Annotated in this window: 23 protein-coding genes; 3 read left to right on the top strand and 20 right to left on the bottom strand. The window is 59.4% G+C overall.

Going from position 1 to position 26,467, the window contains the following annotated elements:
• Window positions 1-261: 261 nt before the first annotated feature.
• From GOW31_RS09385 to GOW31_RS09365, 5 genes are all read right to left on the bottom strand, one after another.
• Complete coding sequence (locus tag GOW31_RS09385) at window positions 262-2,706, bottom strand: FAD-dependent oxidoreductase (RefSeq protein ID WP_171169538.1); 2,445 nt, start codon at window positions 2,704-2,706, stop codon at window positions 262-264.
• Window positions 2,707-2,714: 8 nt separating this feature from the next.
• A complete protein-coding gene (locus GOW31_RS09380; protein WP_152460234.1) occupies window positions 2,715-3,596 on the bottom strand; it encodes a phosphotransferase in 882 nt (293 codons plus the stop codon).
• 1 nt (window position 3,597) lies between these two features.
• Window positions 3,598-5,589, bottom strand: a complete 1,992-nt coding sequence (locus GOW31_RS09375) for a proline/glycine betaine ABC transporter permease (protein WP_171169536.1) — start codon at window positions 5,587-5,589, stop codon at window positions 3,598-3,600.
• Complete coding sequence (locus GOW31_RS09370) at window positions 5,586-6,608, bottom strand: glycine betaine/L-proline ABC transporter ATP-binding protein (protein WP_171169827.1); 1,023 nt, start codon at window positions 6,606-6,608, stop codon at window positions 5,586-5,588. Before GOW31_RS09370 ends, GOW31_RS09375 begins: the two co-directional genes overlap by 4 nt.
• A 74-nt stretch (window positions 6,609-6,682) precedes the next feature.
• Window positions 6,683-7,627, bottom strand: coding sequence for an ABC transporter substrate-binding protein (locus GOW31_RS09365; RefSeq protein ID WP_171169534.1), 945 nt, complete (start codon window positions 7,625-7,627; stop codon window positions 6,683-6,685).
• Window positions 7,628-7,844: 217 nt separating this feature from the next.
• Here GOW31_RS09365 and GOW31_RS09360 point away from each other — a divergent pair, with 217 nt between their 5' ends.
• A complete protein-coding gene (locus tag GOW31_RS09360) occupies window positions 7,845-8,618 on the top strand; it encodes a DeoR/GlpR family DNA-binding transcription regulator (RefSeq protein ID WP_171169532.1) in 774 nt (257 codons plus the stop codon).
• A 4-nt stretch (window positions 8,619-8,622) separates the two neighbouring features.
• Here the strand turns inward: GOW31_RS09360 and GOW31_RS09355 are convergent, their stop codons facing one another.
• The 13 genes from GOW31_RS09355 to hutI form a co-directional block, all read right to left on the bottom strand.
• Entirely contained in the window at window positions 8,623-9,378 is a 756-nt protein-coding gene (locus tag GOW31_RS09355; protein WP_171169530.1) for a methyltransferase, read from the bottom strand.
• Window positions 9,375-9,995: a DUF452 family protein gene (locus GOW31_RS09350; RefSeq protein ID WP_171169528.1), complete on the bottom strand. Its 621-nt coding sequence runs from the start codon at window positions 9,993-9,995 to the stop codon at window positions 9,375-9,377. The genes GOW31_RS09355 and GOW31_RS09350 overlap by 4 nt, the downstream gene beginning before the upstream one ends.
• On the bottom strand, window positions 9,992-11,278 hold the full coding sequence (gene bioA, locus GOW31_RS09345; protein ID WP_171169527.1) for an adenosylmethionine--8-amino-7-oxononanoate transaminase: 1,287 nt from the start codon (window positions 11,276-11,278) through the stop codon (window positions 9,992-9,994). The genes GOW31_RS09350 and bioA overlap by 4 nt, the downstream gene beginning before the upstream one ends.
• Window positions 11,275-11,895 (bottom strand): dethiobiotin synthase, encoded by a 621-nt coding sequence (bioD, locus tag GOW31_RS09340; protein ID WP_171119205.1) that lies wholly within the window; start codon window positions 11,893-11,895, stop codon window positions 11,275-11,277. Before bioD ends, bioA begins: the two co-directional genes overlap by 4 nt.
• The gene (locus GOW31_RS09335; protein WP_171169525.1) at window positions 11,892-13,025 is read right to left on the bottom strand and encodes an 8-amino-7-oxononanoate synthase; all 1,134 of its coding nucleotides are present in this window, start codon (window positions 13,023-13,025) and stop codon (window positions 11,892-11,894) included. Before GOW31_RS09335 ends, bioD begins: the two co-directional genes overlap by 4 nt.
• On the bottom strand, window positions 13,022-14,002 hold the full coding sequence (gene bioB / locus GOW31_RS09330) for a biotin synthase BioB (protein WP_152460224.1): 981 nt from the start codon (window positions 14,000-14,002) through the stop codon (window positions 13,022-13,024). The genes GOW31_RS09335 and bioB overlap by 4 nt, the downstream gene beginning before the upstream one ends.
• Window positions 14,003-14,128: 126 nt before the next feature.
• On the bottom strand, window positions 14,129-14,977 hold the full coding sequence (gene nadC, locus GOW31_RS09325; protein WP_171169523.1) for a carboxylating nicotinate-nucleotide diphosphorylase: 849 nt from the start codon (window positions 14,975-14,977) through the stop codon (window positions 14,129-14,131).
• The gene (locus GOW31_RS09320; RefSeq protein ID WP_171169520.1) at window positions 14,974-16,542 is read right to left on the bottom strand and encodes an L-aspartate oxidase; all 1,569 of its coding nucleotides are present in this window, start codon (window positions 16,540-16,542) and stop codon (window positions 14,974-14,976) included. Before GOW31_RS09320 ends, nadC begins: the two co-directional genes overlap by 4 nt.
• 6 nt (window positions 16,543-16,548) lie before the next feature.
• On the bottom strand, window positions 16,549-17,598 hold the full coding sequence (gene nadA, locus GOW31_RS09315; RefSeq protein WP_171169518.1) for a quinolinate synthase NadA: 1,050 nt from the start codon (window positions 17,596-17,598) through the stop codon (window positions 16,549-16,551).
• A 142-nt stretch (window positions 17,599-17,740) separates the two neighbouring features.
• Window positions 17,741-19,423, bottom strand: coding sequence for a urocanate hydratase (hutU, locus tag GOW31_RS09310; RefSeq protein ID WP_171169516.1), 1,683 nt, complete (start codon window positions 19,421-19,423; stop codon window positions 17,741-17,743).
• Window positions 19,420-20,214: an N-formylglutamate deformylase gene (gene hutG / locus GOW31_RS09305; RefSeq protein ID WP_171169514.1), complete on the bottom strand. Its 795-nt coding sequence runs from the start codon at window positions 20,212-20,214 to the stop codon at window positions 19,420-19,422. The genes hutU and hutG overlap by 4 nt, the downstream gene beginning before the upstream one ends.
• Entirely contained in the window at window positions 20,211-21,749 is a 1,539-nt protein-coding gene (gene hutH / locus GOW31_RS09300; protein WP_171169512.1) for a histidine ammonia-lyase, read from the bottom strand. The genes hutG and hutH overlap by 4 nt, the downstream gene beginning before the upstream one ends.
• Window positions 21,746-22,957: an imidazolonepropionase gene (gene hutI / locus GOW31_RS09295; protein ID WP_171169510.1), complete on the bottom strand. Its 1,212-nt coding sequence runs from the start codon at window positions 22,955-22,957 to the stop codon at window positions 21,746-21,748. The genes hutH and hutI overlap by 4 nt, the downstream gene beginning before the upstream one ends.
• Window positions 22,958-23,039: 82 nt before the next feature.
• On the opposite strand from hutI, the gene GOW31_RS09290 reads away from it, so the two are divergent.
• Both GOW31_RS09290 and GOW31_RS09285 read left to right on the top strand, forming a co-directional pair.
• On the top strand, window positions 23,040-24,401 hold the full coding sequence (locus GOW31_RS09290; protein WP_171169508.1) for a formimidoylglutamate deiminase: 1,362 nt from the start codon (window positions 23,040-23,042) through the stop codon (window positions 24,399-24,401).
• A 78-nt stretch (window positions 24,402-24,479) separates the two neighbouring features.
• On the top strand, window positions 24,480-25,181 hold the full coding sequence (locus tag GOW31_RS09285; RefSeq protein WP_152460215.1) for a GntR family transcriptional regulator: 702 nt from the start codon (window positions 24,480-24,482) through the stop codon (window positions 25,179-25,181).
• Window positions 25,182-25,273: 92 nt separating this feature from the next.
• Here the strand turns inward: GOW31_RS09285 and GOW31_RS09280 are convergent, their stop codons facing one another.
• Both GOW31_RS09280 and GOW31_RS09275 read right to left on the bottom strand, forming a co-directional pair.
• A complete protein-coding gene (locus GOW31_RS09280) occupies window positions 25,274-25,708 on the bottom strand; it encodes a LysR family transcriptional regulator substrate-binding protein (protein ID WP_305849411.1) in 435 nt (144 codons plus the stop codon).
• Between the two features lie 42 nt (window positions 25,709-25,750).
• Window positions 25,751-26,170, bottom strand: coding sequence for a hypothetical protein (locus tag GOW31_RS09275; RefSeq protein ID WP_171169504.1), 420 nt, complete (start codon window positions 26,168-26,170; stop codon window positions 25,751-25,753).
• Window positions 26,171-26,467: the final 297 nt, after the last annotated feature.

Raw genomic sequence — 26,467 nt, 5'->3', positions numbered from 1 at the left:
GTCCTTTCGGCTGAAGTCATCCAATCTCCGACGGATGAAAGGTTGTTTGCCCTGAAAGCTGAATGAGAAGTCTTGCAGTTCAGTTTTCAGATGGGCATGAGGTGTGACAATACTGAAACTTTATCAATGGCTTATGGATCGAAATCCGTCAGATTCAACGAACATTCGGACACTCGGGGCGGATTTGCCCTGTTTGCATGCTTTCCCCATATGTTCCGATCGCCGTGCGTGTGTCGGTAGATCTGCTCTTGCACCCTTGGGTCAGGTCTTCACCCGGCTCATCTGCGGGTCGTAAAGCGGTTGCAGCGTCACTTCGCAAGGAACCCTCTGAGTGGCGACATCCAATTCATATGTCCCTGATGTGACGTATTGTGCGTCGACACCGTTGGCGTTTCGGATGTAACCGTAGCCGATCGACTTTTCGACGGTGTAACCATAGCCGCCCGAAGTCAGCCATCCGACCCTTTCGCCATTCCGATAGATCGTTTCACGCCCCAGAAGAACAACCTCGGGGTCAACCGTGAAACATGCCAGCATCTTCTTTACGCCGCCGGTTTTTTGCGCCTCAGAGGCGGCGCGCCCTTTGAAATCAATATTTTTCCGGAGTTTCACGGCCCAGCCCAAGCCGCTTTCGAACGGCGTATGATCCGGCCCGATATCCGAGCCCCAGGCGCGATAGCCTTTTTCAAGACGCAGCGATTCAATCGCCCTGTAGCCCGCATTGATCAATCCATGCGGGCGCCCTGCCTCCATCAAGGCGTCATACACGGTTTGTGCATATTCCACCGGCAGGTGCAGTTCCCAGCCCAGTTCACCCACATAAGTCACGCGCAGCGCCTTAACCGGGCACCCGGCGATGCCGATGGTGCGGATCGTGCCAAACTTGAACCCGCTGTTCGAGACGTCATCGCGCGTCACCGGCGCCAGAATCTCACGTGATTTTGGCCCCATCAATGACAGAACCGCATTCGATGAGGTGATATCGAAAAGCTGGCAATTCATGCCCTCGGGAATGCTGCGGTTGATCCAGTCGAAGTCATGGGTGGCATAGCCGGTGCCGGTGACGATATAGAACTCATCATGGGCCACGCGCCCAACGGTCAGGTCACACTCGATCCCGCCCTTGTCGTTCAGCATCTGGGTGTAGGCAAGCGCGCCAACCGGCTTGTCCACATCATTGGCGCAGATCCAGTTCAACGCTGCCAAAGCATCCGGACCCTTGAGGGCGAATTTGGCGAAAGAGGTCTGATCGAACAACACAGCCGCTTCACGTGCCGCTTTATGTTCCCGCCCGACGGCATCGAACCAGTTCTGGCGGCCAAAGCTGTATTCATCCTTGGGCACCTCGCCCTTTGACGCGTCCGCGTACCAGTTGGGGCGTTCCCAGCCCAGTTTCTCGCCAAAACACGCGCCCTGCTTTTTCAGCGTGTCATAAAGCGGCGATTTTCGGCAGGGGCGGCCCGAGTCATGTTCCTCATGCGGCCAACCCATCGTGTAGTGTTTGCCATATGCCTCGACAGTACGGGTGCGAACCCAGTCGGTGTCGAAATGCGGGCGGCCAAAGCGACGGATATCGGCAGACCACAAATCGAAGGGCGGCTCGCCCTTATGCACCCATTCCGCCAGCGCCATGCCCGCACCACCGCCAGCCGCGATGCCAAAGGCATTGAAGCCAGCACCGACGAAGAAGTTCCTCAACTCGGGCGCTTCGCCGATGATGAAATTGCCGTCGGGCGTGAAGCTTTCCGGCCCGTTGGTCAGCGTCTTGACGCCGGCGTTCTCCAGCGCGGGCACGCGACCCAGCGCAAGTTCCATAAGCTGTTCGAAATGATCGAAGTTGCTGTCAAGAAGGGTATAGTGGAAGCCTTGCGGAATACCCTTGGTGGCCCAGGGGATCGGGTTCGGCTCATAGCCGCCCATGACCAGACCTCCGACTTCTTCCTTGTAGTAAGTCAGCCGGTCGGGATCGCGCAGAGTGGGCAGATTGCCGGGCACGTCGAAAGGTTCAGTCACCATGTACTGGTGCTCCATCGGAACCAGAGGAACGTTGACGCCAAAGCGGCTGGCAAAGGTGCGGGACCATTGCCCGGCGCAGCAGATCACCTTTTCACACTCGATCCGACCTTGTTCGGTGATAACCGCGCGAATTTTGCCACCTTCGATCTCGATATCGGTAACTTTGGTATCTTCGATTATCTTCGCCCCGGCCATGCGGGCGCCCTTGGCCAATGCCTGCGTGATATCTGACGGGTTCGCCTGACCGTCAGTCGGCAGGTAAGCCGCGCCGATCACGTCAGAGACATCCATCAAGGGCCACAGCTCCTGCGCCTCGGATGGGGTCAGAAGCTGCATGTCCAGACCAAAGGAATGCGCCGTAGTGGCCTGGCGTTTCACCTCGGTCCAGCGCTCTTCGTTGCAGGCCAGACGCAAGCCGCCGTTCATCTTCCAGCCAGTGCCAAGCCCTGTTTCCTCTTCGATCTTGTTGTACAGATCGACGGAATAACCCAGCAATTGCGTGATATTGGCGTTCGAACGCAACTGCCCCACCAGACCCGCGGCGTGGAAGGTGGTGCCCGAGGTCAGCTTCTTGCGCTCCAGCAGCACCGTATCCGTCCAGCCCAGCTTGGCCAGGTGATACGCGGTCGAGCAGCCGATGATCCCGCCACCGATAATGACGGCTTTGGCTGTTGTCGGAAGGTCGGTCATGTCTGTCCTCAGGTATTTTTGAAATCGGTAAGGGCCGCGCGGAACCGCGCCAGGTTTTCAGCTGTGTAGGCTGCGTAATCAAAGTCGATATCCGAGGTGATCTCGGACACCATGCTCCACATGGTTTCCCGCAGCAGCGAGGCACATTTCATCGCCGCATAGCGGTGGCGCAGATCGTCGGTGACCGGGGCTTCGAAATAGCTCTCCAACACCCAGTCTTCCTGTTCAGACGACAGGCCATTGTTCGACGCCAGCCCGCCCAGATCGAACAGCGGAGAATTGAACCCGGCATAGTCGAAATCGATCAGCCAAAGGCGGTTGCCGTCGTCCAGAAAATTGCCGCAGAGCAGGTCGTTATGGCCGAACACGATGTCATACGGCCTTGCCTCACGTTCCAGCAGCGTGCCTGCGTCTATCAGATCGGGGATCAGCTTTGCATGGGCGCTGTCATTCTCGGTTAGCGTTGCGGCATAGTCCTGGATGACATGGAACACCCAGAATACCAGCGACGGCCCGCGCAGGTGTTTCGGCACTTCGACATGACAGGCCTTCACCAATTCCAGAACTCGGGGCAGCATGTTCGGGTGGCGTACATCTTCTTCCGTCAATGTGCGGCTTTCGATGAATTCCAGCACTGTCAAATCGCCCGAGGAATGCAGCACGGCAGGCGACAGACCCGCCGCATTGGCAGCTTTGCTGGCGGCCAGCTCATTGAACCGCATCACCTGGTGCAGGGGGATGTCATCGCCCACACGCACCACATAAGACCCGCTGCCATCCGTAACCTTGTAGTTCACATTGGTGATGCCACCGGTCAACGGAGTGGCCTCGATCTCTCCCTGCCAGATCGGCAGAGCGCGGATGCGGGTCATCAGATCGGGATGGCTCATATCAACTCTCCAGTCCAAAGCGGATGCGGGCCTGGCGGGCACTGGCATTGATCAACCGATCAGCGATGATGGCGATGAAGGCAATCGACAGGCCGGCCACCAGACCGCGGCCGGTATCGGCCTTGGTCAGGGCGATATAGACCTCCTGCCCCAGATCGCGGGTGCCGACGAGGGCGGTGATCACCAGCATCGACAGCGCCAGCATGATCGTCTGATTGACGCCCAGCAGGATTTCAGGCAACGCCATCGGCAGGCGGATATGGCGCAGCAGTTGTCTGCGGGTGCAGCCCGAAACCAGACCCGCCTCGATCAGTTCCTCACTGACCGAGCGCACGCCATGGGCGGCATAACGGACCGCCGGGGCCAGCGCATAGAGAACGATGGCAATCAGGGCGGTGAAATCGCCGACCCGGAACAGCATGACGACAGGGATCAGATAAACAAAGCTGGGCAGGGTTTGCAGTGTGTCGATCAGCAGGTTGATGGCCGTTCCGGCGCGTTTGTTCAGTGCCGCCAGAACACCCAGAGGCACCCCGATCAGCGTCGCCAGAATGACAGATGCGCCGCACAGATACACTGTCACCATCGCCTTTGACCACAGGCCCGACACAAGTATCAGCGAGGCCATTCCGCCACACAGAAACGCCAGACGCCAACCGCCTGCGTGCCAGCCCAGCAGGAACAGCATCGCGATGGCCCATGGCCACGGGATGCCCAGCAGAACCGTTTTGATCGGGATCATGAACCAGGTCAGGAAGAAAACCTTGATGGCCTCGAACGTGTCGAAATAGTTGACGTTCAGGTATTCGACCGTGTTGTCCCAGAACGCGCCGGTGGTGATGGTCTGGCTTTCAGGATATTCCAGCAACAGAGGCGAGAACTGTCCCAGCACCCAGGTCAGCAGCATCAGGACCACAACCAGAACCGTCCGGCGATGACGCGCGATCCACGAGCCGGGGGCCTCATGATGCACCTGCCCCATCCGTTCGGCAAAGGCCTGGCTCAGACGGTCGACGGCGATGGCCAGTACCACGATGGCAATGCCGGCTTCGAACCCTGCCCCAATGTCCAGACGGCGCAGCGCGGCGAGGACGTCAAAGCCCAGCCCCCCAGCCCCGATCATCGAGGCGATGATGACCATGTTCAGGGTCAGCATGATCACCTGATTGACGCCCACCATCAGGCTGTGGCTGGCCGAGGGCACAAGCACGCGCCACATCAACTGCCGCCGGGTCGTGCCCGCCATGCGTCCGAAATCCAGAATCTCAGGATCCACGCCTTTCAGTGCCAGCGTTGTGATCCGCACCATCGGCGGGGTCGCATAGATGATCGTCGCGACCAAGGCAGAGATCGGGCCAAAGCCAAACATGAACAGGATCGGCACCAGATAGGCAAAGATCGGGATCGTCTGCATCAGGTCCAGTATTGGTGAGATGATCTTTTCAAAAAGCGGATGGCGATAGGCGAGAATGCCCAACAGCAACCCGCCGCCCGCTCCAATCGGCACCGCGATCAGGACCGAGGCCAGCGTCACCATGGCGCTATCCCATTGTCCGAAAACTGCAAGATAGACGAAGCAGGCCCCGACCAGAGCGGCCAATCCCCAGTCACGGCAATATTGACCCAAAGCGACAACGGCGGTGATGACCACGATCCAGCTGATCGCAGGCAGGATGACCTGCGCGTCATTTCCCTGACCGCTGACAAAGCCATCGGCCAGCAGAGCCAATACCAGATTGTAGGGCTGCTCGATCAACCACGCGATGGCGCGGGTGACATCGGTGAAGGACACCGGCCCGATGGCGGCATCCTCGATCAGCCATGTCATCGCCGACGAAATGTAGGTTTTGAACGGGATCACCCAGGCCGAAGGGAACTTGGTCAACCAGCGCGCATCCAGCGCCTTGCTCAAATCACGACCGAAATAGCCAAGCACGATGGTGATCAGAACAAGCAGCAGAATTGCCATCTGGCTGCGGGTCAGGCGGATCATGCCGTGTCTCCGCCGCCGAACAGCACATGCGCAACGGCCTTGCGGTCAATCGCTCCGATGGGCTGGCCCTCTGCGTCCACGACGGGGATCGGCGCATCTGCCGCGATAATCCGTTCCACCACGTCCGAGATGCGGGTGGATTGAGAGATCGGATTGCCCTCGCCCACAGCGCCGGGGGCCATGACACCGCCGACGGTCAGGACCTTTGAACGGGGGATATGTTTGGTGAATTCAGCCACATAGTCTGTGGCCGGGTGCATCACCAGCTCTTCCGGCGTGGCGATCTGGATCACCTCTCCGTCCTTCATGATGGCGATGCGGTCGGCCAGGCGAACGGCCTCTTCGAAATCATGGGTGATGAAAACGATGGTCTTGTGCAACCGCTCCTGCAACCGCAGGAATTCATCCTGCATCTCGCGCCGGATCAGCGGATCGAGGGCCGAGAACGGCTCGTCCAGAAACCATAGATCAGGCTCGGTCACCAAGGAACGGGCAATGCCGACGCGCTGTTGCTGGCCGCCGGACAGCTCACGCGGGTAATAATCCTCGCGCCCCTTCAAACCGACCAGTTCCACCACCTCGCGGGCCTTGGCGTCGGCTTCGGGTTTGGGTGTGGCCTGAATCGTCAACGGAAACATCACATTCTGCAAAACGGTCAGATGCGGCAGCAACGCGAAATGCTGGAACACCATGCCCATCTTGTGACGCCGGATTTCGATCAGCTCATTCTCGCTGGCGCGCAAGAGGTCAGCATCGTCGAACAGAACTTCACCGGCGGTTGGTTCGATCAACCGGGACAAGCACCGAACCAGAGTGGATTTGCCGGACCCCGACAGGCCCATGATGACGAAAATCTCACCTTCCGAGATCTCGATATTTGCGTTGCGCACTGCGCCGATCACGCCTGCCTTGCGAATTTCTTCTGCCGTAGGTTCGGGGGTTGTCCGCAGCAACCGATCTGCGTTGGGGCCATAAAGCTTCCAGACGTTTCGGCACGACAGTTTGGTCTTGGGGGGCATCAGGGTGGTCCGGTTCATTCGCGAAAAAGGCCAGAGCGGTCCGAGAGAGCGACAGGCCCGCTCTGGCCAGTGGATTACTTCGAGATCCAGCCAGACCAGCGGTCTTTGTTGGTCTCCATCCACTCTGCAACAACGCTGTCGATTTCCACGCCGTCCAGATCGGCCTTGCCAACCATAGCGCTCATTTCATCATTGTTGATTTTGTAGGCTTCGATGATGTCATAAGCACCCGGCCATTTTTCTTGCAGGCCAGACCAGGCTGCTTTCCAGATCGGGCCACGCGGCTTGCCGCAATCATAGGCCATATTCGGGTTCACACCGACAGAAGGGTCGCTGTAACACTCTGGCGTAAATGGCGGGAACTCGACGAACTCGCCTTCGTATTTTGCCGGCGCCCAATGTGGGACATAGACCCACAGAACAATTGGATCCTGTCTTTGATAAGCGGATTCCAATTCTGCAAACAGGGCCGCGTCGGTACCCGCATGGACGACTTCGAAATCCAGTTCAAGCGCTTCGACACGCTCGTCATCGAAGCCACCCCAGGTCACCGGGCCGCCGACATAACGCCCGTTCGGAGCAGTTTCCGCCGTCGCGAATTCCTCGGCGCAGTCTTTCAGCGCCTCCCAATTCGGCAATCCCGGGCACCGTTCCTTCATGTAGCTGGGATACCACCATTCTTCGATCGCCATCAGGCCGGTTTCGCCGACATTGACGACCTTGCCGGTGCCGGTTGCCTCGTCCAGCGCTTCGCGTCCGGTGGTTTCCCAGATTTCCATTGCCAGATGCAGGTCACCCGTTTTCAGACCGGCGAACTGAGCAATGTAATCCGCCTGAACATATTCAACGTTGTACCCGGCTTCTTCCAGGATCGAACCCATGATCTTGGTATTGATCAACTGCCCCGACCAGTCGTGCAGCGTCAGTTTGATTGGGTCCGTGGACTCAACAGCCCATGCAGTTGTTGCGGCTCCGGCGGCCATGATGGCCAGCGCAGAGATTCCCATTTTACAATTCATAACACCTTCTCCCTGTCGTGATTTTTTTCGATGAATCGGTGGTATTGAGTACAGACGACCACATCGTGGGGTTTTGTGTCAATAAAAACCACGTAAAGCCACATTATTTCCTGCATGAAGCAAGTTTCTAAAGCCATACCCGCGGATAACGTTGCTTTATGTGGGTATTGTGGTATGGCTTAACGTCCCTTATGACGATGCCATCAGAGCGCGAAACATGAACCTGCCAACCACAAACCAACGAGAAGAAGAAATCCTGCGCGCCCTTTTTCGCGCGGGCGGGTCGTGCCGCGTAAGCGTTCTGGCGAATGAACTTGGGGTCAGCCTGGAAACCATTCGGCGAAACGTCCGCAATCTGGAAGAACGCGGCATCGTGCGCAAGGTCCATGGCGGGGTTCATCTTCTCGAAGACATTCTGGAACCGTCGCTGCAAAGCCGCCTTGACAAGAAGGTTGACGCGAAAGAGAAGCTGGCGAAGGCGGTTGCCGAGGTCATCAGTGACGGCGACTCCGTTTTCCTCGATATCGGCTCTACTACCGCTTATGTGGCGCAGGCGCTTGGCAACCACAGCGATCTCTTTGTCGTGACGAACTCGGTTTTTGTCGCTCAGGCATTGGCTTCACGAAACAACAACCGGGTGTTCATGGCTGGTGGCGAGCTGCGGTCGCACGATGGGGGCGCATTCGGCGTTGAAGCTCAGGACCTGATCAAACGTTTGAACGTCCGTTTCGCCGTTCTTTCAGTCGGGGCGGTCAACGCGGACCCGGGCTTTATGCTGCACGACCTGCAAGAAGCAAACTTGGCCCGCGTCGCCATTCAAAACGCACAGGTCCGCATTGTCGTGGCCGATGGCGAAAAGCTGGGAAAGCGCGCGCCGGTCACATTGGAACCTGCCGACAAGATCAATCTGTTCTTTACAGATGTGACCCCGCCCGAGGGTATCTGCCAGATGCTGTCGGCGAATGAAATCGACCTTGTCGTCGCCGAATAAGCGCCTAACGCTTTTCGGCAATGACCCACCCCGGATGGTAGGTCAGAGGAACCCTGCCGTCAGCTCCGAACTTCTGAACGTAGTCAGCTTCGAACCGGGCCAAGGTGGACCGGGTCCATGCACCCTGAGCCCGGCCATTTACCCCTGTACTGCGCAAATGTTTCAGTACATCTCTGGGCGTGTCAAAATAGGATGGCCGAACACTTTGGCCAACCGTCAGAATCTTAAACGGCCCATCTATGGCGGCTGCAAGGGTGTCAGGCAGGCACAGGCCCGGTGCACGGGCTGTTGATCCAATTTGCGCAAGCTCTTGATATTGCATTGGGCCAAACCCTGAAATGGCCAGCCACCCTCCGGGTTCAAGCGCTTCGGCAACCTGTTGCAGCAAACCGGCCGGATCCTCCATCCATTGGATCATCGAGGCCGATGCGACCAAATCCAGCTTTGCGGGCCATTCGACCAGGCGGACGTCTCCGTCAATGAAAGCCGCATTTTCCGCATCTGCCGTCGCCCGAGCCTGCGGCGCTATATCGTTCACGTGAAAATCGGGAAGGTCAAAGTTCTGCCGCAGCAACCGGGTCAGATGGCCAGTGCCGCATCCCAGCTCGAAGGCCACATCAAACCGGTTCGGCGCGCCAACCCGGTGCATCTCGGAAACCAGCTTGCGGGCAACCCAGGCCTGCTGGCTGGCTGTATCGTTGTAAGTCTGGAAGCTTCGGCTGAAGCTTCGCTGCACCTTGTCCGCCAATTGCGCCGTCATGACATCCACTCCGCCCAGCTTTGGCCCGGTTCAAATGGCACGTGCGGAGCGGCAACGCCCTTGACCACATCCGGGGTTGCGGCCCAGGCCGCCCTCTGAGCATTGGTCGGAATGATCCGGTCCCGCTCTGATATCCAAACCCGATCAAAGCCGGGATCAGGCGCCGAGCCGCGTTCGATGACCGCGTGAAGTTCCTTTCTTGCCTGCTCGATGTCCAGTTCAGGTATGTCAGCAGACAGTCCGGCGCGTCGGCAAAATTTGACGAAACTTGCCGATGACAGCTGATCCGCCGTGGCCCGGACAATATCGGGCGCGATGCCCCGGTCTGCGCAGGCAGGATGCAACGTACCACTGACGGCAACCAGCCGGTCAGGGCGAAACCCTGTGCTGGCCAGCCAATGGGCCGCGGATGCGACACCGAAGGAAAACGCAAGCATTTCGACGCGGTCAAACCCGGCCAGATCGGGCAAGGGATCATCAAGCCGGGTATAGTCATCCACCAGCAGAACAGATCCGCCTCCGGTCAGCCCGCGGAACGGGGCAGCACCTAGCGCCCACCCCCCGAAGATCAGGGTCAGCTTGCTGTCATCCGATTGCGCCAGCCACTGGTGTTTCATTGCTGCCCCCCGGCCAAAGCGACCATCGCGCTGGTGATCCGGCCGAGCTCATCAGGTGAAACAATGTAAGGCGGCATACAATAGATGTTGCGCGCAAAGGGGCGCAGCCACACTCCGGTTTCAGGGGCCAGCCGATGAGCAACCGAAGGATCTACCGTTTCCTTCATTTCGATAACGCCAATAGCGCCAAGAACCCTGACATCTGCAACGCCCGACAAACTGCGTGCTGGCTCCAGTTCGGTCCGCATCTGGCCTTCGATATCAGCCACCTGGCGTTGCCAGTTCCCCTCGGCCAGCAGTCTGAGGCTGGCCGAACCTGCGGCACAGGCCAGAGGGTTGGCCATATAGGTCGGGCCGTGCATGAACACTCCGGCCTCACTGTTGCCAATGCCATACGCCACCTGCTTGCTGGTTACGGTAGCAGCAAACGAGATATGCCCCCCGGTCAATGCCTTGCCCAGACACATTATATCCGGGGTGATGCCCGCATGATCGGTGGCGAACAGCTTGCCGGTTCGGCCAAATCCGGTTGCGATCTCGTCAAAAATGATCAGCACGTCATGGGCATCGCACATGGCGCGTGCCGCGCGCAGCCATTGGGGATGATAGAAATACATGCCCCCGGCGCCTTGAACCACGGGTTCAAGGATCAGGGCCGCGAGGTGATCACCCTTGTCGGCCAACAGTCGTTCCAGCGCCCCCAACCCGTTCAGCGCCGGGTCTTCGGGCCAGTCATCCTCCAACCGAACCTGGGGACGCGGCAGGAAGTGCTGGATCGACAAAGCCCCTCGGAACAGCCCGTGCATACCCGTGACCGGGTCACAGACGCTCATCGCTTTCCACGTGTCACCGTGATAGCCGCCCCGAATTGTGGCAAATTCGAATTTGCGGGTGCGGCCATGGGCCATTTGGTACTGCACCGCCATCTTCATCGACACTTCGACCGAGACAGACCCACTGTCGCAATAGAAAATGCGATCCAGCCCCTCGGGCAACATGTCGACCATCCTGCGCCCCAGATCAATGGCCGGATGGTGTGTCAGCCCCCCGAACATCACATGAGGCATCTTTTCCAGCTGGGACTGCATGGCGGATGTGATTTCGGGATGCTTGTGGCCGTGGATGGCGCACCACCATGACGACATGGCGTCTATCATCTTTGCGCCGTCCTCCCGGTAAAGATACACGCCCTCGGCCCGGTCGATGAGATGCATCGCACCGGTATCGGCCACGTTGGTATAGGGATGCCAAAGGTGGTGGGCGTCAAACTCCAGCGGGGTCACAGAAACCTCCGTATGGTCGCCACGTCTATGGACGAGAAAGCTTCTGACAAGCTTTGCTGCGTCAGGTCGCCAAGATAAGGCAGGCGTCCGAGGTGTCGCACCTTGCTCATTTCGACGATGGTTTGTTCCACGTCGGGCTCCGGATCTCCGACAAAGGCAACGCCGACCACCTCGGACCCAGCGCGTCGAAGCGCCATCAGGGACAACGTGGTGTGGTTGATCGTTCCCAACGCCGTGCGTGCGACCAGAACGACCGGGGCCTGCCATTGGGCAATCAGATCCAGATAGTAGGATTTGCGGTTCAGAGGCACCATCAGCCCCCCTGCCCCTTCCACAACCAGCGGCCCGTCAACTTGCGGCAGCGCGAGCCGGGACAGATCGATCTCTATGCCCATATCCTCGGCAGAAAGATGGGGTGAGGCAGGCATGTTCAGGCGATACGCCTCGGGCAACACGTCCACACCGGACAAGGTGCAGACGGTTTCCGTGTCCGTCGCATCCTCGAGCCCCGATTGAACCGGCTTCCAGTAAGTGGCGTTCAGGGCCGCCGTCAGGCCAGCCGAAAAAACTGTTTTTCCGACGCCCGTGTCGGTTCCGACAATGACCAGAGCGCTCATGCGGCCTCCGACTGATGGCTGGAGATGGTTGCAAACAGGGCCGAAATGTCCTCGGGACCGACATTCCCGGTGATCGAGACGCGCAGACGGGATGTGCCTTTTGGAACGGTTGGCGGGCGAATGCCGCGAATGTCAAACCCCTGATGTTGCAAAGCCTGTGCCATCGCCATCGTGCGGGCCTCGTCCCCAAGAACGACGGGAATGATCTGGCTGTTCAAGGCCGCGTCAGGCAACCCTGTTTCACGGGCCGCCTCATGTGCATGGCGCAGACGTTTGCGTGCAGCAGTGACCAAATCGTCAGTCCCGGCCAGTTCACACAGGACAGCCCGTACCAGCGCAGCATTCAGAGGGGACGGCGCCGTTGCAAAGATAAAGGGCCGTGCGCGGTTGATCAGGGTATCGATCATCGCCCGCGGGCCACAGATCAGCCCGCCGGAAACTCCAAGCCCCTTGCCGCAGGTGTGCAGGGTCAGAAGGTCAGCGTTCAGATCATGCGCCAGACCTTTGCCATTTGCCCCGAAAACGCCGGTTGCGTGCGCCTCATCCACGATCAGAACAGCTTGGGCTTCACGCGCCAGACATGACAAATCTTCCAGCGGAGCCAGATCGCCCTCCATGGAATAGACGCTTTCAACGGCAACCCACACCTGACCCTGCCCACCAGCGGATCGCCATTCGGTCAGAACGTTTCGCGCATCCGCGACGTCGTTGTGACGAAAAGCGCGCAGATCCGCTCGGCTGGCGCGCATCCCCTCATGGGCGCTGGCGTGAACCAGTTCGTCATACAAAACCAGATCCCCGGCCGCCGGCAGGGTGGAAAAGATTGCCTGATTGGCCTGAAACCCTCCACCCATGAACAATGCGGCCTCGGCCCCAAAGAACACAGCTGCTTCGTGTTCCAGCGCCTCATGCTCGGGGTGATTTCCCCGCAGCAGCCGCGAGCCGCCCGAGCCTACGGGCACGCCGCGGGCCAGCGCCGCCTGTGCGGCCTCTTGCAACAGGCTTGACCCGGCCAAGCCCAAATAGTCGTTGGACGCAAAATCCAGCCCGCGCGCGGGGATCAAAACCCGGCGGCGGTGCCGGGCTTCCAGCGCACCCAGCATGGATTCCAGTCGTTCGACTGCTTTCATTCGGCGGCTTCCGTGCGCTTATGGTCTTCAGCCGTTTCGGCCTGAAGGCCAAGTTTTGCAAACAGGATCGAGTCGGTGTCTTCTTCGGGGTTTTCCGCCGTCAAAAGAGTTTCACCGACAAAGATGGAATTAGCTCCGGCGAAGAAGCACATCGCCTGCATCTCGTCGCTCATGTCGCTGCGCCCGGCGGACAACCGAACATAGGCTTTGGGCATCAGGATGCGAGCGGTTGCGATGATCCGCACAAAGTCGATTGGATCAACCGGTTCCGCATCAGCCAGCGGAGTATCCGCCTGTGGCATCAGCATGTTGATCGGCACCGAATCCGGCGGCGGGGTCATGTTGGCCAAAGTCAGCAACATATCGATACGGTCACCAGTGTGTTCACCCATCCCCAGAATACCACCCGAGCAGACCTTGATTCCGGCTTCCTGCACCCGGTTCATCGTGTCGATCCGGTCCGCGAAAGTACGGGTGGTGATCACTTCGGAATAATAGCGTTCGGACGTGTCGATATTGTGGTTGTAATAGTCCAACCCGGCATCGCGCAGCTGAACCACCTGGGTGTCATCCAGCATGCCCAGCGTCATGCAGGTTTCCATGCCCATCGCCTTGACGCCTTCCACCATGGCAATCAGGGCAGGCATATCGCGCGGCTTGGGCTCGCGCCAGGCGGCCCCCATGCAGAACCGGGTCGCGCCACCGTCGCGGGCCTTTTTGGCCTCGGCCAGTACACGCTGAACCTCGATCAGCTTCGATGCAGGCAGGGTGGATCCGTTGCGGGCCGATTGCGAGCAATAGGCGCAATCCTCGGCGCACCCGCCGGTTTTGATCGACAGCAGCTTAGAGGTCTGGATCTTGTTCGGATCAAAGTTCTCGCGGTGCACGGTCTGTGCCCGGAACAGAAGGTCCATCAACGGGAGGTCATGAACAGCTTGCGCAGACTTTCGGGTCCAGCCGGAATGAGGGATGATCATTTTATCTATAAAACTTCCTGCAGCTTGCGTTGCCGAGGATTTATTATCGATAAAACCTGAAGGCGCAACCGTGTTGGCGCAAACGATCTCAAATCAAGCAGAAATGCCGCGCTTTTCAGAAATTTTTCAGAAATCAAGACCCAGATCAACGGTTCGGGCGGAATGCGTCAGCGCCCCGGACGAGATGTAATCGACCCCGGTCGCCGCAATTGATGCAACCCGGCCCAACGTCACATTCCCGCTGGCTTCGGTCTTCATCCGCCCGTCCACCATGGCAACCGCTTCGCGCAGCATCTCGTCATCCATGTTGTCCAGCAATACGACGGACGCGCCGCCAATCCTGAGGACTTCGGCCAGCTGGTCCAGTCGATCGACTTCGATCTCGACGGCCATCATGTGGCTGGCTTGCGCTTTGGCGGCCTCAAGAACCTGACGCACACCCCCGGCGGCGGCGATGTGGTTGTCCTTGATCAGGATCGCGTCGGATAAAGAGTAGCGATGATTGAAACCGCCGCCATGCAGCACGGCCTGTTTTTCGACGATGCGAAGTCCGGGCGTGGTTTTGCGGGTACAGGTCATGCGGGCATTCGTGCCCTTTGTCTGCTGAACAAAGCTGGCAGTTTTTGTGGCAATACCGGTCAGGCGACCGGCAAAATTCAGCGCGACCCGCTCACCCGACAGGATCGAGGCCGCGGACCCTTTGATGATCATCAGCGTGTCGCCGCGCCGACAAGGCTGGCCATCCTTGACAAGCACCTCAACCTCAAGCGTCGGGTCGACCAGCCGGAACGCTATCGTCGCCACCTGCACGCCCGAAACGACGGCATCCTCACGCGCATTCAGCCGGGCCGTATAGGTCGCGTTCGGTGGGATCACGGCGCGGGTGGTCACATCACCGTATGCTCCCAGATCCTCCATCAGCGCCGCGCGGATGACGGGTTCGAGGATCAGATCGGGCAGGGTCGCAAAACTCATGATATTTCCTTGCAGGCTTCGGCGCGAATGTGCAGCGCGTCGCTAAGATACATCCGGGATCGTTTGCCGGGGCCATCGGCAGCTTCCGGAAAGTCGGATCGCTCATGCGCGCCGCGGCTTTCTTCGCGCTGCAATGCCGCCGCGGCGATCAAGGTTGCTGTGGCACACATGTTTCTGAAGGACGGGCATGTGCCATGCTGCTCTTCGAGCGTGGCAATCCTGCGCAATGCCCGGCATAACCCGGCGCGGTCCCGGACAACGCCAACATCGCGCGACATGGTCGTGCGCAACGTACTGACCGCATCGGACGTATCAGGGATGTCAGCTTGATCAAATCGAAGGGCCACAGGTTCCGACGCGGAAGTGTCCGGTAACGAACGCGCAATGTCCTGGGCACAGATGCGTGCAAACACCAACGCTTCGAGCAAACCGTTCGAGGCCAGCCGGTTGGCGCCGTGAAGGCCGGTCGAAGACGCCTCGCCGCACACCCACAACCGATCCAGCGTCGCGCGGCCATCAGTGCCTGTGGCAATCCCGCCCATGTGGTAATGCGCTGCCGGAGCAACCGGGATCGCATCCCGGACCGGATCGATTCCGTTGCGCGCGCAATATGCGGCAACCGCCGGAAAAAGTTCGTTGACTTGCGCGCCCAAAGCCTTGCGAGTGTCCAGCATCGGGCGGTTGCCGGCCTGTACCTCGGCAAATATCGCCCGGGCCACAACGTCGCGCGGGGCAAGCTCGGCATCAGGGTGAACGGCCTGCATGAAACGCTCGCCGTGCTTGTTTATCAGTATTGCCCCTTCTCCGCGCAGGGCCTCGGTCGCCAGCGGGGCCGGGTCTTCACCCACGTCCATGGCGGTGGGGTGGAACTGCACGAATTCGGCATCGGCGATCAGCGCCCCCGCCCGAGCGGCCATTCCGATGACCTGTCCGCGGATGCGGGCCGGATTGGTCGTCAGGGCATAAAGCCCGCCAGAACCGCCACCCGCCAACAATACGGCAGGCGCACGAAGCGTCACAGGCGCGGATCCGCTTTCCGAGGCCTCCTGCAAAACCACGCCCACCACGCGCCCATCCGTCACTTCCAACGCAACGGCAAGGACCCCTTCCAATACCTGCACCGAAGGAGTTTCGCGAACTCGTTCGATCAGGGCGGCCATGATTTCACTGCCGGCCTGATCGCCCTTTACCCGCACGACGCGGGCAAAACTGTGCGCGGCTTCTCGGGACAGGACATACCCGCCACCCTCGGTGCGATCAAATGGTGTGCCCAAAGTGGTCAGGTCCAGAATATAATCCCGCGCCTCTCGCGTCACCAAATCCGCAACGTCAGGCTCGACAGTGCCTGCCCCGGCATTGACGGTGTCAACGGCGTGGCTTTCCGGGCTGTCAGCCAGGTCCATCGCCGCCGCCACGCCACCCTGCGCCCATGCCGAACTTGCACCTTCGCCCAAAGGATCAGGCGAGATGATCACCACCGGGCGCGGCGCCAGTTTCAGCGCAGCATAAAGCGCGCCAATCCCGGCCCCGACAATAACGACGCGATCCGTGGTGATGTCGGTCATTGCCGATCAGATGCCGAGCTTGCGGGACAGATCAATCATCGCCTGAACAGATTTGCGGGCCTTCTCTGCCACGTCTTCGGCGACCTCGACCTGGCCGTCCATCGTGTGCAGCGCATAGAGGATCTTTTCCAGCGTGATCTTTTTCATGTACGGGCACATATTGCACGGCCCTACGAAATCGACCTCGGGCAGTTCACCCGCGATGTTCGACGCCATCGAACATTCGGTGATCAGCATCGCCTTTTCGGGTTTCTCATCATGCACATATTTGATGATCCCGCTGGTCGAACCGGAATAATCCGCCTCGGACACCACATCCGGCGGGCATTCCGGATGCGCAATCAGGCGCGTTCCGGGGTTCCATTCGCGGAAGTCGCGCAGGTCCTGTGCGGTGTATTGTTCATGCACGATGCAGGAACCGGGCCAGTACACCACGTTCTTGTGGCTTTCATTGGCCACGTTTTGAGCCAGATATTGATCCGGCGTCATGATGACCGTGTCGCTCTCCATGGCATTCACGATCTGCAAGGCGTTCGACGAGGTGCAGCAGATATCCGAAGCCGCTTTGACCTCGGCAGTGGTGTTCACGTAAGACACAACTGGCGCGCCGGGGTATTTGGCCCGCATTTCGTCGATTCCTTCGGCAGTAATCGATTCTGCCAAAGAACAGCCCGCATCCATGTCGGGCATCAGAACAGTTTTCCCGGGGCTCAGAATTTTCGATGTCTCGGCCATGAAATGAACCCCGGCCTGAACGATCACATCCTCTTCCACCTCGCTGGCCTTGATCGCCAGTTGCAGGCTGTCACCCACGAAATCGGACACACCATGATAGATTTCCGGCGTCATGTAATTGTGCCCAAGGATCACGGCGTTACGCTCTTTCTTGAGCGCGTTGATCGCCCGCACATAGGGCGCATAGATCGCCCAATCCGGCGGGCTGATCACACGATCCATACGGGCAAACGTGTCTTTCATCTCATTGGCCAACGTGGCCGATGGGGCGAGGTCATAGACGTCCGAAAGAACAGTGCGGACTTGTGCAATATCGAGCAACGGGCGAGCCACCTTTGTCAGTTGTCGTTAGCCTGGCGGGCTGCTTAACGGCTTAGCCCTAGCGGAAACATCCTCGGTTCGAAACCGGAAAATGAGACGTTAGCGCTAAGCCATGCAGACAAATTCAAAGATGAATGGCAAATCAGCCCAGAATCCCCGGCAGACGCAGCCCGTGTTCACGTGCGCAGGCCTTGGCGTCCGCATAACCCGCATCTGCGTGACGCCAGACGCCAGAAGCCGGATCGTTCCACAGAACCCGTTCGAGACGTCTGGCCGCTGCATCGGTTCCGTCGGCACAAATCACGACACCCGCATGTTGACTGAAACCCATGCCAACGCCGCCTCCGTGGTGCAGCGAGACCCATGTCGCGCCCGAGGCGGTATTGACCAGCGCGTTCAGCAGCGGCCAATCCGAAACGGCGTCCGAGCCGTCCTTCATCGCCTCGGTTTCGCGGTTCGGCGACGCGACCGAGCCGCTGTCGAGGTGGTCGCGACCGATGACGACCGGCGCCTTCAGTTCTCCGGTTTTGACCATCTCGTTGAATGCCAGCCCAGCCTTGTGGCGGTCGCCCAACCCGATCCAGCAGATGCGCGCGGGAAGGCCCTGAAAGGCGATGCGCTCCTGCGCCATGTCGAGCCAGTTGTGCAGATGGGTGTTGTCGGGGAACAGTTCCTTCATCTTTGCGTCGGTTTTGTAGATGTCCTCGGGATCACCCGACAGTGCGCACCAGCGGAACGGGCCAATGCCGCGGCAGAACAACGGGCGGATATAGGCGGGCACGAAACCGGGAAAGGCAAAGGCGTTTTCCAAACCTTCGTCCTGCGCCACCTGCCGGATGTTGTTGCCATAGTCCAGGGTTGGCACGCCCGCGTTCCAGAAATCGACCATGGCGGCCACGTGTTGCTTCATCGACGCTCGGGCTGCCTTTTCCACGGCCTTGGGGTCGCTTTCCCTCTTGTCTTTCCACTGCGCCATGCCCCAGCCCAATGGCAGATAGCCGTTGACCGGATCATGGGCGCTGGTCTGGTCGGTCACGATGTCAGGGCGCATCCCGCCCGCCTGCATCCGCCGATAGATTTCGGGGAAAATCTCGGCCGCATTGCCCAGCAAACCGACCGATTTCGCCTCGCCCGCCCTGGTCCAGCGGTCGATCATTTCCAGCGCTTCGTCCAGCGTCTCGGCCTTTTCGTCGAGATACTTGGTGCGCAGGCGGAAATCGATGCTGTCTGGATTGCACTCGACGGCCAGGCAACACGCCCCTGCAAAGACCGCCGCCAGAGGTTGCGCGCCACCCATGCCGCCCAAACCGCCAGTCAGAATCCACTTGCCGGTCAGGTCCCCGTCATAGTGTTGGCGTCCCGCCTCGGCGAAGGTTTCGTAGGTGCCCTGAACGATGCCCTGCGTCCCGATATAGATCCACGAACCGGCCGTCATCTGGCCGTACATCATCAGGCCCTTCTTATCGAGCTCGTTGAAGTGGTCCCAGTTGGCCCAATGCGGCACGAGGTTCGAGTTCGCGATCAGCACCCGAGGTGCATCGGTATGCGTCCGAACGATGGCGACCGGTTTGCCGGATTGCACCACCAGCGTTTCATCTTCCTCGAGGTCCTTGAGGCTGGCAACGATGGTGTCAAAATCTTTCCACGTCCGCGCGGCACGGCCGATCCCGCCATAGACAACCAGTTCATGCGGATTCTCGGCCACATCCGGGTGCAGATTGTTCATCAGCATCCGCATCGGGGCCTCGGTCATCCAGCTTTTGGCGTTCAGTTCGGGCCCTGTCGGGGGATAGATGTCACGGGTATTTTTGCGAGGATCGGTCATCGGGCAAGCTCCAATGCAGTGTCGTGGATAGCGTCAAGAATGTCTTTGAGCCACCGGCGCAGGCGGTCGGCTTTGTCGGTGTCAAAAGCCCAGGGCGGCGCTTCAGTTTTCAGGTAGGTCGACTGAGCCAGCTCCATCTGGATCGCGTGAACCCCTTCCGAGGGGCGCCCATAATGGCGCGTTGTCCATCCGCCCTTGAACCGCCCATTCAGAACAGCCGTATAGGGCGAGGACGCCGCGAATTCATGCGTTAGGGCTTCGATTTCCGGCGCGCAGGTCGCCCCATTGTTCGTGCCGATGCTCATATCGGGCAGAGTACCTTCGAACAGAAAAGGAATATGACTGCGGATCGAGTGGCAATCATACAGCACCGCAACCCCATGGGCCGCCTTCACGCGTTCCAGCTCGGCCTTCAAGGCGGCATGATACGGTGCATGAAAAGCTTCCCGTCGTTCGAGGATATCCTTTTCCGAAGGCGGGATGTCCCAGATGCCCTTGCCGTCAAAATCCGTCAGCGGCACAAGAGAGGTCGTGTTCTGGCCGGGATAAAGCGACACGCCCGACGGATCCCGGTTGGCGTCGATCACATATCGGTGGAAGGTCGCCCGAACCGTGGTCGCACTGGGCAGAAGTCCTTCATACAAGGTATGAACATGCCAATCCGTATCTGCTAGAGCTTTACCCCGCGCATTCAACTTGGCCTCGATCGTGGCCGGAACATGGGTGCCGGTATGCGGCAGACCCAGCACGGTCGGACCGTCACCGCGCGAAATCTCGACCGGGCCGCTCATGCGCCAAGTTCCGGCATGGCGATGCCCGTGCCACGGGCAATCTCACCACTGGCAATCAGGGCCGAGGCTGCTTCGATCTCGGGTGCCATATAGCGATCGTCACCCAAGGCCGGCACCACGGCGCGCAACCGTGCCATCACGGCCTGCAACGTATCGCTCGTAGGCAGCGGCGCGCGGAACTCGACCCCTTGTGTGGCACACAGCAGTTCGACCCCCAGAATGCGTTCCAGATTGGCAACCATCTGCCCCAATCGCCGAGCACCATGGGCCGCCATCGAAACGTGATCTTCCTGATTGGCCGATGTGGGCGTCGAGTCCGTCACGCATGGAGTGGCCAGATGCTTGTTTTCGCTCATCAGTGCGGCGGTCGTCACCTCAGCGATCATATAGCCCGAATTCAGACCCGGATTGGGCGTCAGAAAAGGCGGCAGATCAAAGCTGAGCGCCGGATCGACGATCAACGCAATGCGGCGTTGCGCAATTGCCCCGATCTCGGCCACGGCAAGCGCAATCATGTCTGCGGCAAACCCAACGGGTTCGGCGTGAAAATTCCCGCCCGAAACGATTAGGCCGGTTTCCGATAAAACCAGAGGATTGTCCGTCGCCGCGTTGGCCTCGATTTCCAGCGTTGTTGCAGCCTGCCTCAGCACATCCATCGCGGCGCCAACCACCTGAGGCTGGCAGCGGATACAATACGGGTCCTGAACCCGGGTATCGCCATCCCGATGGCTTTCACGAATGACCGACCCGGCCAGCAGCGCTCGCATGGTCACGCCGGCCTCGATCTGCCCGCGATGCCCGCGCAACGTGTGGATTTCCGGTTGCAACGGGGCGGTCGAACCCATGATCGCATCCGTCGTCAGCGCCGAGGTAACCAGCGCGCTTTGCGCCGCCTGCCACGCGCCAAACAGGCCGGACAGCGCAAAGGCCGTCGAAAACTGGGTGCCATTGATCAGCGCCAGCCCTTCTTTGGGGCCCAGTTCGATCGGGTGCAGACCCGCTTTGGACAGCGCAGCGTCACCGGGCATCACATCGCCACCGAATTCGGCATCACCAGCGCCCATCATGACGGCAGCCATGTGGGACAAGGGCGCAAGATCACCCGAAGCCCCGACCGAACCCTGCGCCGGGATCACCGGGGTCACACCTTTGGACAACATCCCTTCCAGCAGGTTGATTACTTCTGGCCGAACCCCCGAGGCCCCGCGCCCCAGGCTCAGCAATTTCAGAACCATCATCAATCTGGCAAGGGCGCGCGGGATCGCAGGGCCCACGCCGCAGCAATGGCTGAGGATCAGGTTGCGCTGCAAGGTTGCTGTGTCCTCGGCCGCGATTTTGACGCTGGCCAGCTTCCCGAACCCTGTGTTCACGCCATATACGGCGGCCGCGCCCGCCGCCGCATCGGCGATGCGCTTGTGCGCTTCTTCGACGGACGGGCGGCAAGCGGGGTCCAACCGAACAGCGCACTCTTCGCGAAAGACCTGTTCCAGCTGCGACAGGGTAACGGTGCCCGGGGTAAGGGTGAGGGTCGTCAAAATATACCTCCGAATATGCGGGTATGAAGAGGGTTGAAGCCGATGCGATAGGCCAACTCCGCAGGGTGTTCGACATTCCAAACCGCCAGATCAGCGTGCCGCCCGACTGAGATCTGACCGCAGTCAGCCAACCCGAGAGCGCGGGCCGCGTGGGTCGTCACGCCCTTAAGGGCCTCTTCTGGCGTCATGCGAAACAGGGTGCAGCCCATGTTCATCGCAAGCAGCAACGAGGTCATCGGCGCCGAACCGGGGTTGCAATCCGTGGCAAGCGCCATGGGCACACCGTGCTGGCGCAACAGGTCAATCGGTGGCGCCTGTGTTTCGCGCAGTGTGTAGAACGCACCCGGCAAAATGACGCCTACGGTTCCGGCCCGCGCCATGGCCTGAACACCTGCTTCGTCAAGATATTCTATATGATCTGCCGAAAGCGCGCCGTATCCGGCAGCCAGTTTTGCGCCGCCCAAATTCGACAATTGTTCGGCGTGGATCTTGATCGGCAAGCCAAGATCTGTCGCGACTTCAAACAGTGGGATCAACTCTTCCGGTTGAAAAGCAATGCCTTCGCAGAAGGCATCGACCGCATCGACCAATCCCTCGGCATGAGCGGCGCGAAGCGTGGGAATGCAGACCTGATGAATGTAGTCCGACGCCCAGCCCTTATAGTCCTGAGGCACCGCATGCGCCCCCAGAAAGCTGGTCAGAACGCGGACGGGACGATGATCCGGCAACGCCCGAGCCGCGCGCAACATGTTCAATTCGGTATCGTCATCCAATCCGTAACCGGACTTCACTTCGATGACCGATACCCCTTCGGCCAGCATCGCATCAACTCGCGGCAATGCCTGTGCGACCAACTCCTCCACTCCGGCTGCACGCGTGGCCTTTACGGTCGAGATGATTCCACCCCCGGCGCGGGCGACCTCTTCATAGCTTGCGCCGTTCAGGCGCATTTCGAACTCTGCGGCGCGATGGCCACCGTGAACCACGTGGGTGTGGCAATCGATAAAGGCGGGCGTAACCAGGCGCCCACCCATTCGAGCCCTTGGCTGGTCGGCAAAACGAGGAGGAAGATCCGCAACAGGGCCGACCCATGCGATGCGCCCGTCCTGCAACGCGATCGCGGCTTCCGGGACCAAACCGTATGGCGCACCGCCTGCGGTCATCGTTGCGGCGTCAAGATCCGTCAAAACCTGCGTTTGCGTCTGCATGTGACTCGCACCCTCCGTGCATTTCCTGCTTTTCTAGTACATTTCTATCATTTATATGTCTATGCATAAAATGAGGTGGAAAATGGCTATCTTCGCTAATCGCGCATTATTGAGCACTGGTTGGGCTACGAACCTGCGGGTGGAAATCAGCCAAGGGCTGATATTGTCGCTGCAACAGGGCGCGACGGCGCAAGAGGGTGACACTTGCGTCGACACTTTGCTGCCCGCATTGGCCAATCTGCACAGCCACGCATTTCAGCGCGCGATGGCAGGCATGACCGAATACCGAAAGGCCGGTCGCGACAGTTTCTGGACGTGGCGGGAACTGATGTATCGTTTCACCCAGCACCTGACGCCTGATCACGTGCAGGCGATTGCCGCTCTGGTCTATATGGAGATGCAGGAAGCCGGTTACGCCTCGGTTGGTGAATTCCATTATCTGCATCACCAGCCAGACGGCACACCTTATGACAATCTTGCAGAGCTGTCCCAGCGGATCATGGCTGCTGCGGACGAGACGGGAATCGGGCTGACGCATCTGCCCGTACTTTATTCTTACGCAGGGGTCGGCGAGCAACCGTTGGAATCGGGACAGCAACGATTTGGCAATGATGTGGACCGCTATCTGGCGTTGGTCGAACAGGCGCAGGCGGCACTGGGCGATCTGCCGGATGACTGTCAGATAGGCATTGCCCCACATTCCTTGCGCGCGACATCACCGCAAGATCTTGCCCGGGTTCTGGACGCAAAAAAGACGGGACCTGTCCATATTCACATTGCGGAACAACCCATGGAAGTTGAGCAGGTTCACGAGGGTCTGGGCGCCCGCCCGGTGGAATGGCTGCTGAGCAATGCAACGGTAAACCATCGCTGGTGCCTCATCCACGCCACTCACATGACGGAAAAGGAAACCCGCGATATGGCCGCAACGGGCGCGGTCGCGGGGCTTTGCCCGATCACCGAGGCCAATTTGGGGGATGGCCCTTTCAATGGGGCCGTCTTTCTTGAAGCCGGTGGTCGTTTCGGGGTCGGGTCGGATTCAAACGTGTTGGTTTCGATGACAGAGGAACTGCGTACGCTGGAGTATTCCCAACGCCTGCGAGACCTGTCGCGCAATGTCCTGGTCGAAGGGGACGGTTCGGTTGGACAGACACTGTATTGCAATGCGGCTTTGGGCGGTGCGCAGGCCCTGGGTCGCGCGGCGGGCCAGATCGCAGCAGGGATGCTGGCGGATCTTGTTGCCATCGACAGCCAGGATCCGGCACTTTGTGCCCTGCGTCCTGAACAGTTGCTCGACGGGTTGGTCTTTGCCGCGAAGGACCACGTAGTGACCGATCTGTGGTCGGCTGGCCGCCATCAGGTACGCCGGGGCCGCCATATTGCTCGGGATCGGATCGTATCCGGCTATCGGCGGGCCATGGCTGATCTCATGCCGAGGCTTTGAGCTTGCTGCCGCCTTTACGGGCTGACAAAAATGGCCTCATAATAGCAATATGTTTGTACCTAATTGGATGAACACCACGTGACCGATCAAAAACCTCTCGGCTTTCAGGACATTCGGGACGAAGTCGTGAACCGCATTCAAACCCGTGTCTGGCCACAGGGCAGCCTGTTGCCCACCGAGATGGAACTGGCAGCCGAATTCGGCGTTGCACGGGCGACGGTCAATCGGGCGCTGCGGGAACTTGCCGAACAGGGAATTGTCACCCGCAAACGCAAGGGTGGCACGCGTGTTGTGACCACACCGGTAAAACAGGCGAAATTACCGATCACTGTCGTTCGGCAGACCATCGAAGAAATGAACGCCGAATACCGCTATGCTCTGGTCAGCCGAACACTGATCGATTGCCCCGCGTGGTTGCAGGCAAAGCTGAACATCCCGGAAGGTGCGCAGGTCGTCCATCTGCAATGTATGCACCACGCCGACAACCGTCCATTCCAGTTCGAGGAACGCTGGATCAACGTCAGCACCGTGCCTCAGGTTCTCGACGAAGATTTCCTGACCACCGGGCCGAATGAATGGCTGCTGTCCGAGGTGCCGTTTTCAAACGCTGAAATTGCCTTCTCGGCCGTCCCCGCAACAGGGCATTTGCAGGAGTTTCTGGCGGTACCGCCCGGCACACCGTTGTTTCAGCTGGAACGCACGACATGGTTTCGCAGCGATCCGGTAACTTTCGTGCGCATGACTTTCCATCAGGGATACCAGATGCGCACCACGTATTGAGGCCAGAGCACCGAACAGGTTTTGACATAGAGGCAAAACCTTATCGCTTCGATCCCACCTTCCTTACTGTCGTGGCAGTCACCTTTGCCCGTTCAGCGTCCGAAGCAGCCGAGATTTGGTTCTCGTTGTTCAGCGGCCAAGGCCGAGACAATTGTACAATCGTCGGAATGGCAAATATGGCGGCAGATCGTCTCGAACCTCAGCGTGGTCAGGTCGAAACGTCTGCTGATCCGGGTTGATCCGTCATGTTTGGGAAGCCTCCCCTCAAGTTCGTATCCGAAACCGTGTGGAAGCCGGATGAAATCATATGGCGGAACATCCTCTGGGGTGGTGGACGACAAGGCGCAAAGCGGTTGCCCTTTTCGAAGGGCCAGAAACAATAGTTCCGACCAGATTGAAGTGAAATTCAAGCTAGCGCTGCTGTTGATCTTCGCCGCAAGCGCCATGTCCAGCAAGTGATCATCGACCATACGCAACATTTTTTCAGGCAGATCCTCGACCAGCGTGACCCCCATCCTTAGAAACAGCGAGCTGAAGGGTTCAGAGAAATACCCGGTCAGATAAGGGGCCTAAGTCGGAGTCCTTCCGACGGTTAAAGGAACTGCTTCGGGGTCGCGGAACTCGGTTGCGGTGTCACGGATTTTCTGCGCATCGTTCAGAAGGCGCCCAGCCCGTTCAACGACACAGGCACCGTACAGTGCCGGGCGCACCTCGTTGTTGAGGCGCAGGAACAGATCGGTTCCCAATTCCTGTTTAAGTTTTTTGATCTGGTTGGCCAAGGGTGACATTCGCACCGTCACCCTGAGCGGTAGCCTGAACGCGGAGCAAGAGCCCGGGCCGGCCTTGGACAGCAAGGTCACCGGCCACGCGACCGTAGTCATCACCCGGAATTCGGCGACCGGAGAAGTCTCGTATTCCAGCGAACTGAGCGTTGTCGGGCGGAACGAAGCTGACCTGAACACGCCCATCCCCGGCGCAGTTTCGGCCATCCATCTGTACAATGCGCCGGTCGGCCAAAACGGCCCGGTTGTATAGGAATCGCTGGCGGAGGCATGCGCCACGCTGAATGTGAACGCATAAGGGGGCACAGGTGTCATCGGTCAGGACGTGATCTCGAACCAGGTCGAAACCGATGGACTGTTTTCAATTGAGTACGTCATTGACTCGGCTGATGGCGACGTGATTGTCGGCAGCGATCTGACCAATGCGCTGAACGGAGCGGACGGCGACGACATCCTTGTCGGTGGCTCAGGAGCAGATACGTTCCAGTTTTGCGTAAATTTCGG

Origin of the sequence: Ruegeria sp. HKCCA0370, from assembly GCF_013033705.1 — a bacterium.
Taxonomy (GTDB): Bacteria; Pseudomonadota; Alphaproteobacteria; order Rhodobacterales; family Rhodobacteraceae; genus Ruegeria.
The sequence above is the reverse complement of the archived record's forward strand: the minus strand, read 5'-3'. Positions and strand labels throughout refer to the sequence as shown.

Excerpts from the sequence above, each read along its gene's own strand:
- GOW31_RS09335 (WP_171169525.1), bottom strand. The coding sequence starts at position 13,025 with ATGAAAGCAGTCGAACGACTGGAATCCATGCTGGGTGCGCTGGAAGCC.
- GOW31_RS09290 (WP_171169508.1), top strand. The coding sequence starts at position 23,040 with ATGGCTATCTTCGCTAATCGCGCATTATTGAGCACTGGTTGGGCTACG.
- GOW31_RS09370 (WP_171169827.1), bottom strand. The coding sequence starts at position 6,608 with ATGCCCCCCAAGACCAAACTGTCGTGCCGAAACGTCTGGAAGCTTTAT.
- GOW31_RS09385 (WP_171169538.1), bottom strand. The coding sequence starts at position 2,706 with ATGACCGACCTTCCGACAACAGCCAAAGCCGTCATTATCGGTGGCGGG.
- GOW31_RS09375 (WP_171169536.1), bottom strand. The coding sequence starts at position 5,589 with ATGATCCGCCTGACCCGCAGCCAGATGGCAATTCTGCTGCTTGTTCTG.
- hutI (WP_171169510.1), bottom strand. The coding sequence starts at position 22,957 with ATGCAGACGCAAACGCAGGTTTTGACGGATCTTGACGCCGCAACGATG.
- GOW31_RS09355 (WP_171169530.1), bottom strand. The coding sequence starts at position 9,378 with ATGACGGCGCAATTGGCGGACAAGGTGCAGCGAAGCTTCAGCCGAAGC.
- GOW31_RS09360 (WP_171169532.1), top strand. The coding sequence starts at position 7,845 with ATGAACCTGCCAACCACAAACCAACGAGAAGAAGAAATCCTGCGCGCC.
- bioD (WP_171119205.1), bottom strand. The coding sequence starts at position 11,895 with ATGAGCGCTCTGGTCATTGTCGGAACCGACACGGGCGTCGGAAAAACA.
- bioB (WP_152460224.1), bottom strand. The coding sequence starts at position 14,002 with ATGATCATCCCTCATTCCGGCTGGACCCGAAAGTCTGCGCAAGCTGTT.
- GOW31_RS09365 (WP_171169534.1), bottom strand. The coding sequence starts at position 7,627 with ATGAATTGTAAAATGGGAATCTCTGCGCTGGCCATCATGGCCGCCGGA.
- GOW31_RS09380 (WP_152460234.1), bottom strand. The coding sequence starts at position 3,596 with ATGAGCCATCCCGATCTGATGACCCGCATCCGCGCTCTGCCGATCTGG.
- hutG (WP_171169514.1), bottom strand. The coding sequence starts at position 20,214 with ATGAGCGGCCCGGTCGAGATTTCGCGCGGTGACGGTCCGACCGTGCTG.
- nadC (WP_171169523.1), bottom strand. The coding sequence starts at position 14,977 with ATGAGTTTTGCGACCCTGCCCGATCTGATCCTCGAACCCGTCATCCGC.
- hutU (WP_171169516.1), bottom strand. The coding sequence starts at position 19,423 with ATGACCGATCCTCGCAAAAATACCCGTGACATCTATCCCCCGACAGGG.
- GOW31_RS09275 (WP_171169504.1), bottom strand. The coding sequence starts at position 26,170 with ATGGCCGAAACTGCGCCGGGGATGGGCGTGTTCAGGTCAGCTTCGTTC.
- GOW31_RS09350 (WP_171169528.1), bottom strand. The coding sequence starts at position 9,995 with ATGAAACACCAGTGGCTGGCGCAATCGGATGACAGCAAGCTGACCCTG.
- GOW31_RS09320 (WP_171169520.1), bottom strand. The coding sequence starts at position 16,542 with ATGACCGACATCACCACGGATCGCGTCGTTATTGTCGGGGCCGGGATT.